Genomic DNA, 16116 nt, shown 5'->3' on the forward strand with positions numbered 1-16116 from the left:
ATCATCGGAAGCCGTGAGGCAGGAACCCCGGACAGAGAAAGCCGTTCTCACCGGGATATGCTTAACGTTGGAGTTTCACGATGAAGAAGACTGCCATCATCCTCGCCGCTACGCTTCTCAGCACGGTCGCCTTCGCCCAGGACACGACGACCACCATCAAGAAGGAAGAAGGCATCCTGGGCAGCCAGACCACCATCGAACGCAAGACCGAGCCGAGCACGACCTCCTCCACCTCCGTGACGACCTCCACGGGCAGCGTGGGCTGCACCACGGAGACCAAGCAGAAGACCAACGAGTTCGGCGATACGAAGACGACGAAGAAAACCGAGTGCTGATCGCACCCGCGCCTTTCGGCCAGCAGGGCCCGGCCTTCGTGCCGGGCCTTTCCTGCGCAGAGATGACTAGCGCATCGTGCGGAAAAGTGGATCCGGTTTTCCGCGTTCAACGATGCGCCAACCAAGGGAAGGAGCATCGGAATTGACCCCAAAAGTGGGTCCACTTTTGGGTCCGATGCTCTAGCGGCGGCGCCCGCCCTGACCGCCGCGGAAGAACGGAACCGTCAGAAGGCGCCTCCCGGTCTCATCGGTGATCTCGAGCTCGATGTTGCCGGCATCGGCCAACTCGTCCCGGAGTTCCTCGACGGTGGCCAGCGCCTCGGCACGGGCCGCTTCGAGATCGGGCAGCTCGATACCCTCCTCGTCCTCATCGACGTCGTAGCCGTCCCGGATGTTGAAGAAATAGCGCGGCATGGGATTCCAGCTTCAACAAGATCTATGGCGAGCGAAACGCCTTGGCAGGCAGCAGGTTCAACGGGCGGTCTGCCCTGACTATCACTGCTGCCCCGCATGATGACCCGGCGGGGGCACAATGCAAAGGAGCAACTGGACATCGCCTCACAGCTTTAGAATCAGGTTCATCCGGCCGGCCGCTTCGCCGGAAAGAGCCGCCTGCCTCGCCTGACCGGAAAGCTTGAGCTGGCTCCGGCCAGCCCGTTTCGCTTCGTAAAGCGCTTCATCCGCATCGCCATAAAGCTTCTCGAAGGTGTCCTCGGGGCCGCGGATGGCGATTCCGGCGGACATCGTCACCTGGACCGCGCCGGTCGGCGTGATGATCGGCGTCCTCTCCACGGCGCGCAGCAGGTCCGTGACGACGTTCACGATCCGCTCGACGGGCGTCTCGAACGAGATCAGCGCGAACTCTTCGCCACGCATATGGCCGACGAGGCCATAATCGGAGAGATGCACCTCGATCGTCCTGGCCAGCGTCTGGAGAACGACATCGCCGGTTCGAAGGCCGTGATTGTCGTTGATCGCGTCGAACTGATCGATGTCGGCGATCACCATCGCCGTCCTCGGCGGGGTCGGCGAGCTGACGGCCTCGATCAGGGCGCGCCGGTTCGGCAGGCCGGTAAGCGGATCGGTGCGGCTGATCGCTTCGAGGCGACGCTTCGCCTCCTGCAGATCGCGCTGCGCCCGCCCGAAGATCCAGGAGACTGGGATCGCGATCACTCCGACGGTCAAGGTCGTGACGATGGCGGTTCGCAGCACTGCCGTCCATGAGGTGAAGAAGACAATCTGCGTGGTCAGGTCGGCGGCAAGCGAGATGACAAGCGCAAAGATCGTCACCTTCACGACGTAACGCACGAGATCCCCCTGGCTCGTGATCGTCGGCATGGTGAATTTGCGAATGAAGTTCTGGAATGTCCACATCGTCAAAAGAGCGCCCTGACACGACACTTTATAGCAGAGCCGTTAGCTTATCTGAACTCGCTTGAATAGCGGTATTTCCACACAGCCCCAGTGGAGCTTTTTGGGTGCCGGCTGCCGATCAATACAGAAAGCCCCGTCGGCATGGGCCTCGCCCGGCCTTTGCAGGTCATGGAGATCTTCGCCTCCTCGCACGGTTCCTGGGCGATGTTGCTGACCATGCCGGGTGGCAAAGCCTGCATGATCGCGACCGGCGACAGCTGGGAAATGGTCAAGCGGATCAAAGGCAGTCCGATCTGACGCCGACATGCAACGGCACGGCTATCGAACTGTCCGGGATTGAGAAGGATATGGATTTTCGAGATTGTAAGGTGGCGCGCCCTACGGGAGGTCAACCCAAGGCACGATCAACGCCTTTTGTGGCTTGAAATAAGGGTTTAGTAGGTGCTATTTGGGGGACACCTTTGGGGGACATGTGGGGGACACCCACCCTTCCCTCACCTGCTCGGGAGCCCCTATGCGCAAGCCTCAAAGAACCTCTCTTGGGAGCCATCTGGAGTGGCATGGCAACAAGATTCGCGTGGTCGTGAGGGTGCCTCCCTCCTTGGTGAAGGCTGTAGGTGTAGGCAAACTTAAGGAGACCCTTCCAACGGCCAACCCTAGGGACGCTGAGGCTCTTAAGTGGGCCGTCATTGCTCGCCTGAAGAAGCACCTTAACGAGATCAAGACTGGCAAGAAGGGCGATGATCTCATCAAGGAAGCCTTCTCGTGGCGCGAGTCGATTGAGGCCGAGCAGGAGAAGGTTGCAGAGGGTGAGATCGAGTCTGAAGACGCCATACTCGATCTGGTCATGATCGACCGTGCTGAGGAGATCGAGAAGGTACATGGACCGATAAGGTCGTCACTGTTCGCTGCCATCGCCCAAGGAAGAGCAACGCCCCTCGCATATCTCGTTGATGACTGGCTGAAGGAGAAGCAATACGCGGGTAGGACTGAAGCCGCCTTCCGTCATGGTATCCGCCTGTTTGAAGAGTGGTGTCACCAAGCGAAGGTCGCCGCCTCAGTCGAGAACATCACCAAGAAAGTTGCTGGCAGGTTCGTGACTGAGAGGTTCATCAGCCAAGGTGTTGCCCCTGCGACAGCCAATAAGGCAATCACAGGGTTACGTTCTTACTGGTCCTGGCTGCACCAGCGGGGACATCTGGAGGATGATCGGAACCCTTGGGCAGGTCAGTCCCTCAAAGACAGGATGAGGGAACGCCGGAAGGCCCAGAGGGAGCCTGGAGAGGGAGACAAAAGGCCCTTCACAGATGGGGAGGTAAAGACGCTCATCGAGGGGATCACCAAGCAACCTCTATCGGACTTCTGCATGATCGCTGCCCTTACTGGGATGCGTCGTGATGAGATTGCCAACCTTCAGGTCAGGCATCTTACAGAGTGTACAATTAAGGTCCCTGGCACGAAGACCGCCAATGCCATTCGTGAGATCCCTGCTCATCCTGCCTTAAAGGAAATCCTTGTAAGGCGTTGTGAGGGCAAGTCTTCATCTGCCTATCTCTTTCACGAACTTCCACAGCAGAAGACCGATGCCCGTGGTCGTGGAGCCCCTATTACGCAGGCTTTCACCCGCGCCCGTAGGGATCTGGAAGTTGATGACACGCCAGAGGGATCTAGGCAGTCCCGTGTGGACCTTCACTCCTACCGTCGATGGTTCATCAGGAAAGCGGTTCAGGCTCTTGAGGAAGGCGCCACAGGTTTCACTGCATGGACCATTGCAGATGTCGTGGGCCACTCGAAGGAAGACGGCCCCCTCCCGATGACGATGGGCAGGTATCCGGGCAGGGCCGATATGAAGGCGTTGAGGGCCTGTGTGGAGGCTGTAAGGCCCCCCAAAAAAGGCGTGACGCCAATCAGTTGATCCTATTGCGCCGTGGATTGCACGGCATGCCGGTGCTGATAGCGATGAGTGCCACTGCGTCCCTATCCTCACGGAGACTGATCTCGCTTTTATCACCGTACCGGACGATAGCTTCTATGTAGTCGCTACTCGCTCCGGGTGCTGCGGTGACGAACTCAGGAGTTGGGAAACCGCTACGAAGTGCCAAACAGGCAGTTCCCATAGCTACGCCAATCCCATCAACGTAATCACGGCACCGCAATGCCTCACCATCGCAGAATTCTTTATCTCCGGTTGCACATACCTTCGCTTTCAAGCACTGCCTGTATAGGGATTTGAAAGTGCCTTCGTCGGATGCAGAAGCTTTCTGACCAGTGCATATCCCGATGAGGAGGGCGGCAAACGTGTACATAAACAGATTACGACCGAAACCCATCGCCGATGCCCCACTGAAGGATCAGTGAAACATTCTGGAGGTAAATAATCCCCAGACACAAGCCCATAAAGATGGGTTACGTCTGGGAGCATGTTCAACGTACTGAATTTATCCAGCCGTGAGTTTCCTGCTAAACAGGGCCCAGTACCGAAACTGATTGGGCTTAAGCGCCACGAACCGTGATCAGTCGCTCTCTAACTGCCGTCTTGAAATCGACCTGACCAACTCCAGGGATTGTCAGGATGACGGTATTCCCCTGCTTGGTCGCCGTGATGCCGCTACCCAACTGAGCCTCTAGGACTGCCTCAGGGTCTCTGTCGGCAATGGTTGCGAGGTATTCACTCACAAGCGGCTGATACGCCTTCGTGGTCCGCTCAACGCCATGGCTGTGCATCGCTGCCTTAAAGTCGTCAGGTCGGTTATGCTGCGCCCATGAGATGAAGCCTTCAGGGTCTTCGATACCGGCTTGGTGGAAGGTGCTGACAGCCTGTGCCTTGAAGCCCTCGATAACCTTACCCAAGCGAGCTTCAGCCTCCTGGGGATGGATACCGAGTTCAGAGGAGACACGGCTCATCGTGTTGGGGTTCACTTCTCCGTCGCTAACCAACTGGCCGAGGATTGCGAACTGTGTGGAGGCAGTAGAGGCTTGGACAAGGGCGGCTAGATCGGCTTCCACCGTGGCGTCGCTAAGGGCTTCTCCCTGATCCTCCTGCGGGGCTTCCTCTTGGGGTTCGTTAGCGAGCGCCCTGGAGGGACCATCAGGGGTGGCGATATAGCGACCGTGCTGATCCCGTTCCACCAAGCCCAAGGCTTCCGCGTTCGCGACGGTGGTTTCGGTCCCAGCAATCTGGATGATGTCTGTCGGCTGAAGAGTACCGTAACGCGGTGAGCCGGTTGCTGTTCGAGCCTGAAGACCGCCAGAGGGGTCGGTATCAGCGAGGTTCAGGCTGTTATAGGCACTCAGGTTGGTCGCTTCTCCTCCCGAGTAAGAGACAGTCCCTCCGGTACGGATGGTGATGGAGCGATCCTCAGGGGAGATGTGGTTAGACGTATCTGGTTGGTCGCCATCCGTGGCAACCTGATAACTGGCGTAACTCATGGCTTAGTAATCCGGCTTTGAAATGTTGGGGGTACGGTTGCGGAGTGTCTGAAGGAATTGGTCACGACGGGCCTGGAGGAAGCGCCTACGGGTTCCCACGAAGGAGCCCCACTTCTTCCCTGTGAGGATCAAGGCAAACCCACTCGGTTCACTATCATCAGGAACAGGACCCTTACGGGCGAGATAGGCGAGACGCTTAACGTCCTTCTCCTCAAGGAACTCAGGCTGGCTGATCATGTCCTCGATGTCGGCCACGTAGTTGCTCGCGTGGTCACCCTCGACGTGAAGGCTAGGACGCACCATCCGGGTACATTCACGCCTCAACATGGGGCCTTCATCGTTCATACGACGAGGTTTGGAGACTTGGCTCTCATCAAGCATGAGAGTCTCCTACGGAGATGCGCAGACCGCTGCCGAGATGGTTAGCCTTGGGCTCCTTGTTGCGGACCCTCTCACCACCACCGCGAGCCCTACCGAAGTAGAGGTTGCTACGCCTGAGATTGCAGGGGTTTCGATCATGGAGACGAACGTTGGCCTTGCGATGGTCTCCAAGGACGAGTCTGGCTACTTGAACGTTATTCCCGTTGTGGACGATACGCACATACGAGTATCCGTTGCCGCTGCTATTCAAGAACCACGACGAGATTCCATAGGTGGAGACGATACGGGCGTAGTCATCTTCCATCACCCAGGCAACCAACGGGCTGTTGCTGAGGAGGACGCCTACCACGGTCTTACCGTCTTCCACCCGCTTGACGGTTTCATGGAACGTTTCTTTAGATTTCATTGGATTTAGCTTCTAATTCTACAAAGTGGGAAAAAGTGAAGAGACAGGCCACCTCAGACCGATGCTCGAACATGATCGTCAGAGAAGGGGTTTTCTCTCTGGAGGGGGAATCCATCATCCCGGCCAACAATCGCCGTGTGTGACGAAGGGGAGCGGAGGGAAACGACACTCTGATCAGACATCGGACGGTACGGAGCGAAGCGTGGAGCCTCACTATCCTTCTCGACCACCGTCAGACCGGCAGCAGTCCCTACGGTTGTCCGGATGGAGACCACAGCGGAGCCTTGGTGGCTCATGCTGATAGGCGTCTCTGGATTCACGCCTTCTGTCAGGAGGATTCGAGAGGCGCTCAGTAGCGGTGTCCGAGACTCGCAGATGAGACGCTGACCAAGAAAGGCTTGGAAGGCAGGGACGTACTTGCCATTGCGCTGACCAACAGGCTGCACAGTAATTTCGATCATTGGAGTTCTTTCGGCTTGGGGTTGGGATGGGAAAGGACCACCCCTGCTGCGTGATTAGACCGGGGAACGTGGGACTCCGGTGGAGATGAGATCAGCAGGGGTGGTCAGAGGGCCCCTTCAGGCTGCAACCAATCAAGGGACCTGAAGGGGATTAGTTTATCATCACCGTTCAACGGACGTTGATCAGTGTTGACAAATCACATGGGAACAGTCACGGTTGGCTCAATCCGGGGAGAACCTGATGACCGTGTATGTGGCCTACTGCCGTGTATCGACAGACAAGCAAGGGAAGTCTGGCTTGGGCCTAGAGGCTCAACAAGCAGCTATCCACGCCTTCCTGAGGCCAGGAGATGAGTTGATGCAGCCTCCCTATGTGGAGGTGGAGAGCGGCAAGCGTAGTGATCGACCGAAGCTCCAGGAAGCTATCGAACGGTGCAAGAGGACTGGAGCAACGCTCTTGATTGCGAAGCTCGACAGACTCTCCCGTAATGCAGCCTTCCTGCTCTCCCTGAGGGACGCCGGGGTGGAGATCGTGTGTTGCGACATGCCTAACGCCAATCGGCTGACTATCGGCATCATGGCGCTAGTGGCCGAGGACGAGGCTGAGAGGATCAGCGCCAGGACCAAGGCAGCACTGGCAGCAGCCAAGGCCCGAGGTCAGAAGCTCGGAGGGGACCGAGGCTATCGACCATCCTCCCCACCGGATCACAGCAAGGCCACCGAGGTCAGGACCCTGAAGGCTGACCATCAGGCCCATGCAATCCTTCCCGTGATCAGGAGGATTCAACAGGAGGTCGAGAGCCTGAATGGGATTGCAGTGAGGCTGAACGAACTAGGACACACCACCCCGAGAGGTGGAGCGTGGACAGCTACCGCAGTGAAGAGAGCCCTAGCCAGGACTGAGGGCTGACAGACCAATCCTGTTGTCCTTCAGCCTATGGAAAGCCCGCGGCCACCGGGGGGAACTTCCCGCAGCAAATCTATCGATACCCTCTTACATTTTTTCAATGAAACATTCTGATCCTCAGAAGGTCACCCTCAGGTTATCCATAGGCTACCTTCAGGGACTCCTATGGGTTTTCTTTAAGAGGTAAGACCATCAATTATATCAATGAAGATAATGAACTATGGGAACACCTCTGGTCATCCTAATGGTCTTCTGAAGAGAGAACCTTCAGGTTCATCATTAGGGAATCCAGAGAGACACTCTAAAAGGTAACCTATAGTTCCCCCCTATAGTCCCCCCATGGATCTGGTCGTCTTCGTAGTGGTGGGGTTTTTTGTAATTCCTAGTGGGAGGGTAATCGAGTCTTCCTAGTACAAGGGGTTTTGTAATCCTAGTGGTCGGGGTTTTCCTGGTCTTCCTAGTGAAGGGGGTTTTTGTAATCCTAGTGGAAGACAAATTGGTCAGCCCCGGTGGACCGAGAGCGCCAGAGCGGAGTTATCCCTACGGCGAAAGCCTTCATGGTCCTCCAAGATGCCTATAGAGAGTCTCAGGTTCCCTGTCCTGAGGCTCTCTTTCTTTGGGGAGGGTACTGTCGCAGACGGGCATTCATGGTCGGGAGGGTGCGAGTACCTTCCGAGGCAAGATCGCCCTCAGTGACATGAGGGGGCGACCGGAAATGCCTATCCAGAGACGAGGGAGGGCAAGCCCTGAGAGCTGACCAAAAGTCGCTGGTGAAGCCCTATGACTGCCTAAGCAACGGACCATCACCAATGACTGCCCCGATCCGATTCTTGAGCTTCTCATAAAGATCCTCCGGGGTGGTCCAAAGGATGTGGTTGAATTGCCTTGTATCGAAATGGACCTTCCCAATCAGATCTTCCCGACAGGTCCAAATTACAGGAATGTTCAATCCGAAGGCGAATCCGGCCTCAAAGTACACTCCACCTCGCGGTTGGTCGGGCTTGGAGGTAAAATCCGACACGACGAAGCGCGAACGGCGGATTTCGGCAATGATTTCATCATCAACCTTGTTGATGTGTTCCTTTCCATCGATCCGCATTGTTGAATAGCCGCTATCGTCAATCGCGCGTTTGAATCCGCGTACATAGGCATCGATCATCGAATCATCGAACCACATAGCGACGAAACCTTGCTTAGATGCAGTCTGCCGCAGTCGCCGCTGCTCGATGTAGCGCCATCCTGCGAAGGTCAGCCTGTAAATTATTTTGCCTTCCGGTTGCACGAGCGCATCTTCTTCAAGGAACCGGATGAGTTCGGACACCTCTTGTTCGTTTGTGCTACCTGTCACAGCGGCCAGCAGTTCCTTGTCTCGCCTCAAATCATCAGTGATGTGTCCGGCGATTCGGACAGCCCCTGCGATACCGCGTTCAGCAAAGAAGTCGAGCGCACGATCACGACGCTCTATTAGCGAAGGGTTTGAACTAGAGCGAACTTGATCGACCACCGAAGTGGTCACCAGCGGCGATGACGTACCTAGCCGCCTCTCCTCCGTAAGCCACCAAGTTAGCTTCGCCTTATCTCCGTCGGTCAATCGCGCAACCATGGGAATTGCGCTGCCCGATATCCGATAGCGTCCCCCAGCCCTATGAGAACTAACCTCAACACCATCGCCAAATCCGTTGGCGGTGTCGGCAACAGTTCCCCAGATAAGGCAATCGACCATCTTGATCCTCCCGAAAGACTGACGGTGGATACATACCGATTTGGACAGCGAAGCGTGAGCACTTCCTGCTGTGAAACCCTCAGATTTTGGGGGACACATTCATTTAAGAGTGGGGGACACCCAGGCTCGATGCCACCTTCAAACCCTTGAGATTACTTATTTTTTAAGGATTGTTATAGAGTGGCGCGCCCTACGGGACTCGAACCCGTGTTTTTGCCGTGAAAGGGCAACGTCCTAGACCGCTAGACGAAGGGCGCAATTTCGGGGCGGTGCCGCCGAAGTGGGCGAACCTATAGATGGGTTCGTGACGCATCGCAAGCACCAGATTTCAATTATTCCGGCCGTGCCGCGTCCGTGATCCGAACCTCGACTTTCTCGTTGCCGCCCCAGCGATCGACGGCCAGAGTCCCGGCCACATGGAGCGGATTGCCGATTCCGTGGGACAGGACATTCCCGAGCGGTTGGCCGGCCGCGCGGAACGCGATTCCGCCGATGAAGCTGCCATCGCCGCCGCGCAGCTTGACCCGCATATGCCCGCCGCTGCCGACCTCCCGCGCCTCGATGACCCGGTGCTGCGGGAACACGAAGACAGGCTCGGGCTGCCCCTGGCCGAAAGGACCTGCCCGCTCGAGCGCGCTCACCACGGCAGGCTGGGCGCCGGCCGCGGTCAGGGTGGCGTCGACAGCGAAATTATCCCGCAATCGCGTGGCGCTCACCGGCTCGCTGAGCCGCTCGGTGACGAAAGCTTGAAAAAGCTCCAGATCGGCCGCCTGGATCGTCACCCCGGCCGCCATGGTATGGCCGCCGCCCTTGATGGCGAGCCCTGCCTCGACCGCGGCGCGCACGGCGAACCCGAGATCGACGCCGGGCACGGATCGACCGGATCCGGTCGCGGTCCCGTCCGGATTGAGGGTGAAGGCGAAAGCCGGGCGGCGAAACCGCTCCTTCGTCCGAGCGGAGATCAGGCCCACGACTCCGGGATGCCACTGGGCAGAAGCCGTCACGAGGACGGGGCGATCCGGCGCTTTCTCGAGGGCGAACATCGCCTGCGCCTCAGCCTCGGCCACCGCCACGACCTCGATGGCCTGACGTTCGCGGTTGAGCCGGTCGAGCTCGGCGGCAAGTTTCGCAGCCTGGACGGGATCCTCCGTCAGCAGCAGCCTCGAGCCCAATGCGGCATCGCCGATACGGCCGCCGGCATTGATGCGCGGACCGACGAGATAGCCGAGATGCCAGCTTTCCGGCGCACCGGCGAGGCCCGCCGAATCGAGAAGCGCGGCGAGGCCCACCCGACGCCTGCTCTTCATGATGGCAAGCCCCTGCCGGACGAAGGCCCGGTTCAGGCCGGTCAGGGGCACCACGTCCGCCACCGTCGCCAGGGCCACCAGATCGAGGCTCGCCATCAGGTCGGGCTCGGGCCGCCCCTGGAAGTAGCCGCGCGAACGTAAGGCGCGGTTGAGGGCGACGAGGAACAGGAAGACCACGCCGGCCGCGCAGAGATGGCCGAGGCCCGACAGGTCGTCCTGCCGGTTCGGGTTCACGATGGCGAGCGCCTCCGGCAGCCGCTCGGGCGCCTGGTGGTGGTCGAGGACGATGGGATCGAGGCCGAGACGCCGGGCCTCGGCCAGGGGTTCGATGCTCGCCGTCCCGCAATCGACGGTGACCAGGATATCGGCGCCCTGCTCCTTCAACGCCCGGATGGCATCGACATTCGGGCCGTAGCCCTCAGTGATCCGATCCGGGATATGGATCGCGTAGTCGAGACCGCAGGCCCCTAGGTACTCCGCAAGCAATGCCGCGCTGCAGGCGCCGTCCACGTCGTAATCGCCGAAGATCGCGACCTTCTCGTTGCGGGCGACCGCATCGGCGAGCCGAGACGCCGCCGCCTCCATGTCGGTCAACACATGCGGATCGGGCATGAGATCGCGCAGCCGCGGGTTCAGAAAGCCCTCGGTGTCGTGGATGCCGACGCCCCGCCCGGCAAGGACGCGGGAGAGCACGTCGGGAAGGCCATGGGTCTGCGCGATGGCGAGAGCGATCGTGCTCTGGGCGGCATCGCAGCGCTCGACCCAGGTGCGCCCGAGGGCGGAATTGGTGACGCCCAGGAAGGGCTTGGGCAGGAGGAGAGGAGATGATTCGGTCACAGCGGGAGTCTTACCCGCGAATTGTGGTCAAAACACCCGGTGATACTGCGCCTTCCCCTTGTCATTCCCGGCCGGAGCGCAGCGGAGGGGAAGGGAATCCAGCCGCAGCGCGCGTCGGTTGATCGTCTTCCCTCGCCTGCGGCTTGGCCTGAGGATGACAACGCTCATCAGCCGAACAGCTGCCGATACTGGATGAAGCCGCTGCGGGCTGCGACCTTGTCGTAGAGGATCTGCGCCGTCGCATTCGTCTCGTGCGTCAGCCAATAGACCCGGCTCGCGCCGGCCGCTTTCGCCTTCTCGTAGACCGCCTCGATCAAAGCGCGGCCGACGCCGTGCCCGCGCGCCTCTTCCGCCGTGAACAGGTCCTGCAGGTAGCAGTAATCGCTCGTCGTCCATGTGGAGCGGTGAAAGATGTAGTGGACGATGCCGACGATCCGCCCGTCGAGAACGGCGGCAAGCCCATGCATGGGCTCGGAGGGATCGAGAAACCGGCGCCAGGTCGTCTCGGTGACCTCGGCCGGCAGGGAGGATTTGTAGAAGGTCAGGTAGCCCTGCCAGAGAGGCTCCCAGGCTTTACGGTCATCGGGACTGAAGGGGCGAATCTCGATCATGTTGGTTTCCACGGCGTTCTGATTGCCATCATCCCACGGATTTCCTCCGTCATGCCCGGCCTTGTGCCGGGTATCCACGCCTTTTGGACCGAACCTAAAACGTGGATGGCCGGGACGAGCCCGGCCATGACGCAATATGGATCGTGGTGTGTGCCTGAAAAGCTAGTCCAGGTGGAACTTCGCCAGTTCGCGGTGCTCGCCGTAGATGCGTCGCACGGTGCCCGTGGCGGAGCGGTAGACCACCGTCTCGGTGGTGATCACTTCCTTGCCGAAATGGACGCCTCTGGTGAGGGCGCTGTCGGTCACACCCGTCGCCGCCACGATCACGTCGCCGCGGGCGAGATCCGTCATGTCGTATTTCTTGTTGGGATCGGTGACGCCCATCTGGAGGGCGCGAGAGCGCTTCTCCTCCGTGTCGAGGATGAGCCGGGCCTGCATCTGGCCGCCGATGCAGCGCAGGGCGCCGGCCGCCAGCACGCCCTCAGGCGCTGCCCCGATGCCGAGATAGATGTCGATGCCGGTCTCCGCGGGCTTGGTGGTGAAAATCACGCCGGCCACATCGCCGTCCGAGATCAGGCGGACGCCCGCGCCGGTCTTGCGGATGGCGGCAATCAGCTCCGCATGGCGCGGGCGGTCGAGCACCAGGGCGTTGAGCTCGTTCACCTTCACGCCCTTCGCCTTGGCGAGGTTGTGCAGATTTTCCTCCGGGCTCGCATCGAGGTCGATGACCCCGGTGGGGTAGCCGGGGCCGACGGCGATCTTGTGCATGTAGACGTCCGGAGCGGCCAGCAGGGTGCCGGCCTCGGCCATGGCCATGACGGCGATGGAGCCCGGCATATCCTTGGCGCAGAGCGTCGTGCCTTCGAGCGGATCGACCGCGATATCGACCTTCGGGCCGTGCTTGTTGCCGACCTTCTCGCCGATGAAGAGCATCGGCGCCTCGTCGCGCTCGCCCTCGCCGATCACCACCGTGCCGTCGATGGGAAGCTTGTTCAGCTCACGACGCATGGCGTCCACGGCGGCCTGGTCGGCGGCCTTCTCGTTGCCGCGGCCGCGCAGCCTGGCGGAGGCCACAGCCGCGCGCTCCGTGACGCGGACGAGCTCCAGGGTCAGGATGCGTTCAATGATTTGGCCCGGTTGGACGGTAATGCCCTGCGACATGGACTTGTCGTCTCCCCTATTGAGGTCAGCAGCGGGCCTGTCGGCCCTGCGTGAGGTTACTCGCGTTCGATGCGAATGACTTGGGGCGGCTCGGCGATAAGACCATCCCCCGTGATTTTTTCCAAGGCCGAGCGGATCGAGGCTTCGGTGGCCGCGTAGGTGATCAGAACCAGCGGAACCGGCGCGCCGGACCGGCCGTGCGGATCCTTCGTCGCCGCGATCTCGGAACGCTTCTGCAGGATGCTCTCGAGCGAAATGTCGGCCTCGGCCATGCGCGTCGCAACGCCGGCCGCGACGCCGGGACGGTCGTGCACGGTCAGTCGCACGTAATAGCCGCCCTCATGCCGCTGCATCGGCGCCCGCTGCGCCTTTTCCAGCTGGTCCGTCGGGGCGCCGAAGAGCGGCTGCACGTTGCCGGTCGCCACATCGGCAATATCGGCCACGACGGCGGAGGCGGTGGCATCGCCCCCTGCCCCGGGTCCGATCAAGGTCAGCTCGCGCACCGCATCCGCATCGATGGTGACGGCATTCGTCACGCCCATCACCTGGGCGATGGAGGAGGTTCGGGGCACCATCGTCGGGTGAACGCGCTGCTCGATGCCGGTCTTAGTGCGCTCGGCGACGCCCAGAAGCTTGATGCGGAAGCCCAGCTCCTTCGCCATGGCGAGGTCGAGCGGGGCGATGGAGGAGATGCCCTCCACATAGATCGCCTCGGCGTCGATCTCGGTGCCGAAGGCGAGGCTCGTCAGGATGGCGAGCTTGTGGGCGGTGTCGAAACCCTCCACGTCGAAGGTCGGGTCGGCCTCCGCATAGCCGAGACGCTGCGCGTCCGCCAGGCATTCGGCGAAGGTGAGCCCCTCCAGCTCCATGCGGGAGAGAATATAATTGCAGGTGCCGTTGAGGATGCCGTAGAGACGCGAGATCCGGTTGGCCGGCAACGCCTCGCGCAGGGTCTTGATGATCGGAATGCCGCCGGCGACGGAGGCCTCGAAGGCGAGCGACACGCCCTTCTCCTCGGCAAACCGTGCGAGTTCCAGGCCGTGCTTGGCCAGCAGCGCCTTGTTGGCCGTGACCACGTGCTTGCCGAGCGACAGGGCCGTGCGCACTGTCTCCAGCGCTGCACCGTCCGCGCCGCCCACCAGCTCGACCACGCAATCCACCTCGGCCGAGCGGGCCAGCTCCACCGGGCTGTCGAACCACGCGAAGCTGGCGAGATCGAAGCCCCGGTCCTTGCTCCTGTCGCGAGCCGAGACGGCCACGATCTCAACCGGCCGGCCGCCGCGCTTGGCGACAGCCTCGTTCTGGCGATCGAGAATGCGGATAACAGAAGCGCCGACGGTGCCGAGGCCGGCAATGCCGACCCGAAGGGGACGTGTCACGAACAACAGCTCCTTGAGATTTGCCGGGCCGCTTTTACGACCCCCAAGGTTCCATGTCCATGCCGACCCAGCACTCCGATGGTGTGCCGCGCCCTCTCGCGAAGATCACCCCCGGCGCACCAGCGGCACCACGTTGTGAAGCGTGTGGTCGGCGTTGTCGAAGAACTTGCGGATGTTGCGGGCCGCCTGGCGGATGCGCTGCTCGTTTTCCACAAGCGCGATGCGCACGTAGTCGTCGCCGTGCTCGCCAAAGCCGATGCCGGGCGCGACCGCCACATCGGCCTTCTCCACCAGGAGCTTGGAGAACTCGAGGCTGCCCATCGCGCGGAATTTTTCCGGGATCTGCGCCCAGGCGAACATCGATGCTGTGGGCACCGGCACCTGCCAGCCCGCCTTGGCGAAGGATTCGACCATCACGTCGCGGCGGCGCTTGTACGTGGCGCGCATCTCGCGGATGCACTCGTCCGGCCCGTTGAGGGCGGCGGTGGCCGCCACCTGCACCGGCGTGAAGGCGCCGTAATCGAGATAGGACTTCACCCGGGCGAGCGCCGCCAGCAGGCGCTCGTTGCCGACCGCGAAGCCGATGCGCCAGCCGGCCATGGAGAAGGTCTTGGACATGGAGGTGAACTCTACCGCCACATCCATCGCGCCGGGCACCTGCAGGATCGAGGGCGGCGGGTTCGACTCGTCGAAATAAACCTCCGAATAGGCGAGGTCCGACAGAAGGATCAGCTCGTGCTTCTTCGCGAAGGCGACGAGATCCCGGTAGAAGTCGAGGGAGGCCACATAGGCGGTCGGGTTCGACGGGTAGCAGACGACGAGCGCCACCGGCTTGGGGATCGAATGGGCCACGGCGCGTTCAGCGGCGACGAAGAATTCGGGGGTCGGCTCGGCGGGGACCGAGCGGATCACGCCGCCCGCCATCAGGAAGCCGAAGGCGTGGATCGGGTAGCTCGGGTTCGGCACCAGGATCACGTCGCCCGGCTCGGTAATGGCCTGAGCCATGTTGGCGAAGCCTTCTTTCGAGCCGAGCGTCGCGACGACTTGCGTGTCGGGATTGAGCTTCACGCCGAAGCGACGCTCGTAATAGCCGGCCTGGGCGCGGCGCAGGCCGCCGATGCCCTTGGAGGCCGAATAGCGGTCGGTGCGCGGCTTGCCCACGGTCTCGACGAGCTTGTCGATGACATGCTGGGGCGCCTGGAGGTCCGGATTGCCCATCCCGAGGTCGATGATGTCCGCCCCGTTGGCCCGGGCGGCGGCCTTGATGCGGTTGACCTGCTCGAAGACGTAAGGCGGGAGGCGCTTAATCCGGTAAAAGTCAGGCATCGTTCTCGTCCTCGGGCGGAATCGGGGATTCCGGTATAGATTCTAAGGCGTTCTCTTGGAATTAATCTTCTGGCGCGTCGGCTGCGACGTGTTGGCCGGAAGCCGGACCGGCTCCGGCGGCGGCGTTTTGCCGAGTTCCGCAGCCGCGGCGCCGGCGGCCTCATTCTGGGTACGGAGGGCATCGAGCTCCGCCTCCGCAGCCTTGATCTCATCGGCCGTGCGCGCCGGCGTTGGGCGGCCCGGAGCCGGAGTGCCGATGGGCATGTACTCCAGGTTGGCCGGCCTGGAGCGGGCGACGAAGTCGGGCGACGTCGCCAATTGCGGGCCCGCCCCCACGGAGGTCGCCACATCCCGGATAGGATTGAAGCTGCCGTTGCAACCGGCAATGCCGGACGCCGCCAGCATCGCGAGGGCAATAGCGGAACTGCGGCGGATCGAAAGAAGCGTCATACGCATTGTGATACCTAAGAGCTGCAACT

The 16116-nt window shown here is 61.0% G+C and carries 16 protein-coding genes and 1 tRNA gene; 5 read left to right on the forward strand and 12 right to left on the reverse strand.

Translation table 11 applies throughout. The features are described from left to right. The first annotated feature begins 80 nt into the window (after positions 1-80). Positions 81-335, forward strand: coding sequence for a hypothetical protein (locus BB934_RS01165; RefSeq protein WP_099507999.1), 255 nt, complete (start codon positions 81-83; stop codon positions 333-335). 180 nt (positions 336-515) lie between these two features. Here BB934_RS01165 and BB934_RS01170 read toward each other — a convergent pair whose 3' ends face one another. Next, positions 516-749 (reverse strand): DUF6894 family protein, encoded by a 234-nt coding sequence (locus BB934_RS01170; RefSeq protein WP_099508000.1) that lies wholly within the window; start codon positions 747-749, stop codon positions 516-518. 144 nt (positions 750-893) lie between these two features. Beyond that, on the reverse strand, positions 894-1709 hold the full coding sequence (locus BB934_RS01175; protein ID WP_099508001.1) for a GGDEF domain-containing protein: 816 nt from the start codon (positions 1707-1709) through the stop codon (positions 894-896). A 141-nt stretch (positions 1710-1850) separates the two neighbouring features. On the opposite strand from BB934_RS01175, the gene BB934_RS46705 reads away from it, so the two are divergent. Together BB934_RS46705 and BB934_RS01180 are read left to right on the forward strand one after the other, a co-directional pair. Further along, positions 1851-2006 carry a hypothetical protein gene (locus BB934_RS46705; protein ID WP_157933956.1) on the forward strand — a complete coding sequence of 52 codons (156 nt, stop codon included), beginning with the start codon at positions 1851-1853 and terminating at the stop codon, positions 2004-2006. A 217-nt stretch (positions 2007-2223) separates the two neighbouring features. Continuing rightward, complete coding sequence (locus BB934_RS01180; RefSeq protein WP_099508002.1) at positions 2224-3624, forward strand: tyrosine-type recombinase/integrase; 1401 nt, start codon at positions 2224-2226, stop codon at positions 3622-3624. A 578-nt stretch (positions 3625-4202) separates the two neighbouring features. On the opposite strand, the gene BB934_RS01185 is transcribed toward BB934_RS01180, so the two are convergent. Both BB934_RS01185 and BB934_RS01190 read right to left on the reverse strand, forming a co-directional pair. Beyond that, positions 4203-5138 carry a hypothetical protein gene (locus BB934_RS01185; RefSeq protein ID WP_099508003.1) on the reverse strand — a complete coding sequence of 312 codons (936 nt, stop codon included), beginning with the start codon at positions 5136-5138 and terminating at the stop codon, positions 4203-4205. 3 nt (positions 5139-5141) lie between these two features. Next, a complete protein-coding gene (locus BB934_RS01190) occupies positions 5142-5519 on the reverse strand; it encodes a hypothetical protein (protein WP_099508004.1) in 378 nt (125 codons plus the stop codon). Between BB934_RS01190 and BB934_RS01195 the strand changes: the two genes are divergently transcribed. Both BB934_RS01195 and BB934_RS01200 read left to right on the forward strand, forming a co-directional pair. Then, on the forward strand, positions 5518-5934 hold the full coding sequence (locus BB934_RS01195; protein ID WP_099508005.1) for a hypothetical protein: 417 nt from the start codon (positions 5518-5520) through the stop codon (positions 5932-5934). The genes BB934_RS01190 and BB934_RS01195 overlap by 2 nt on opposite strands. A 693-nt stretch (positions 5935-6627) precedes the next feature. Continuing rightward, positions 6628-7296 (forward strand): recombinase family protein, encoded by a 669-nt coding sequence (locus BB934_RS01200; RefSeq protein WP_099508006.1) that lies wholly within the window; start codon positions 6628-6630, stop codon positions 7294-7296. A gap of 775 nt (positions 7297-8071) precedes the next feature. On the opposite strand, the gene BB934_RS46710 is transcribed toward BB934_RS01200, so the two are convergent. The 8 genes from BB934_RS46710 to BB934_RS01245 all read right to left on the reverse strand — a co-directional run bounded on the left by BB934_RS46710 (position 8072) and on the right by BB934_RS01245 (position 16093). Continuing rightward, positions 8072-9016: a hypothetical protein gene (locus BB934_RS46710; protein WP_157933957.1), complete on the reverse strand. Its 945-nt coding sequence runs from the start codon at positions 9014-9016 to the stop codon at positions 8072-8074. Positions 9017-9197: 181 nt separating this feature from the next. Beyond that, positions 9198-9273, reverse strand: a tRNA-Glu gene (locus BB934_RS01215). A gap of 75 nt (positions 9274-9348) precedes the next feature. Then, entirely contained in the window at positions 9349-11160 is a 1812-nt protein-coding gene (gene recJ, locus BB934_RS01220; protein ID WP_099508009.1) for a single-stranded-DNA-specific exonuclease RecJ, read from the reverse strand. Between the two features lie 167 nt (positions 11161-11327). Beyond that, on the reverse strand, positions 11328-11771 hold the full coding sequence (locus BB934_RS01225) for a GNAT family N-acetyltransferase (RefSeq protein WP_099512573.1): 444 nt from the start codon (positions 11769-11771) through the stop codon (positions 11328-11330). A gap of 162 nt (positions 11772-11933) precedes the next feature. Further along, positions 11934-12932 carry a class II fructose-bisphosphatase gene (gene glpX, locus BB934_RS01230; protein ID WP_099508010.1) on the reverse strand — a complete coding sequence of 333 codons (999 nt, stop codon included), beginning with the start codon at positions 12930-12932 and terminating at the stop codon, positions 11934-11936. A 56-nt stretch (positions 12933-12988) separates the two neighbouring features. Further along, positions 12989-14311: a homoserine dehydrogenase gene (locus BB934_RS01235; RefSeq protein WP_099512574.1), complete on the reverse strand. Its 1323-nt coding sequence runs from the start codon at positions 14309-14311 to the stop codon at positions 12989-12991. A gap of 105 nt (positions 14312-14416) precedes the next feature. Further along, the gene (locus BB934_RS01240) at positions 14417-15637 is read right to left on the reverse strand and encodes an LL-diaminopimelate aminotransferase (RefSeq protein ID WP_099508011.1); all 1221 of its coding nucleotides are present in this window, start codon (positions 15635-15637) and stop codon (positions 14417-14419) included. Positions 15638-15679: 42 nt separating this feature from the next. Further along, positions 15680-16093 (reverse strand): hypothetical protein, encoded by a 414-nt coding sequence (locus BB934_RS01245; RefSeq protein WP_157933958.1) that lies wholly within the window; start codon positions 16091-16093, stop codon positions 15680-15682. Positions 16094-16116: the final 23 nt, after the last annotated feature.

The organism is Microvirga ossetica (assembly GCF_002741015.1).
Lineage (GTDB): Bacteria > Pseudomonadota > Alphaproteobacteria > Rhizobiales > Beijerinckiaceae > Microvirga > Microvirga ossetica.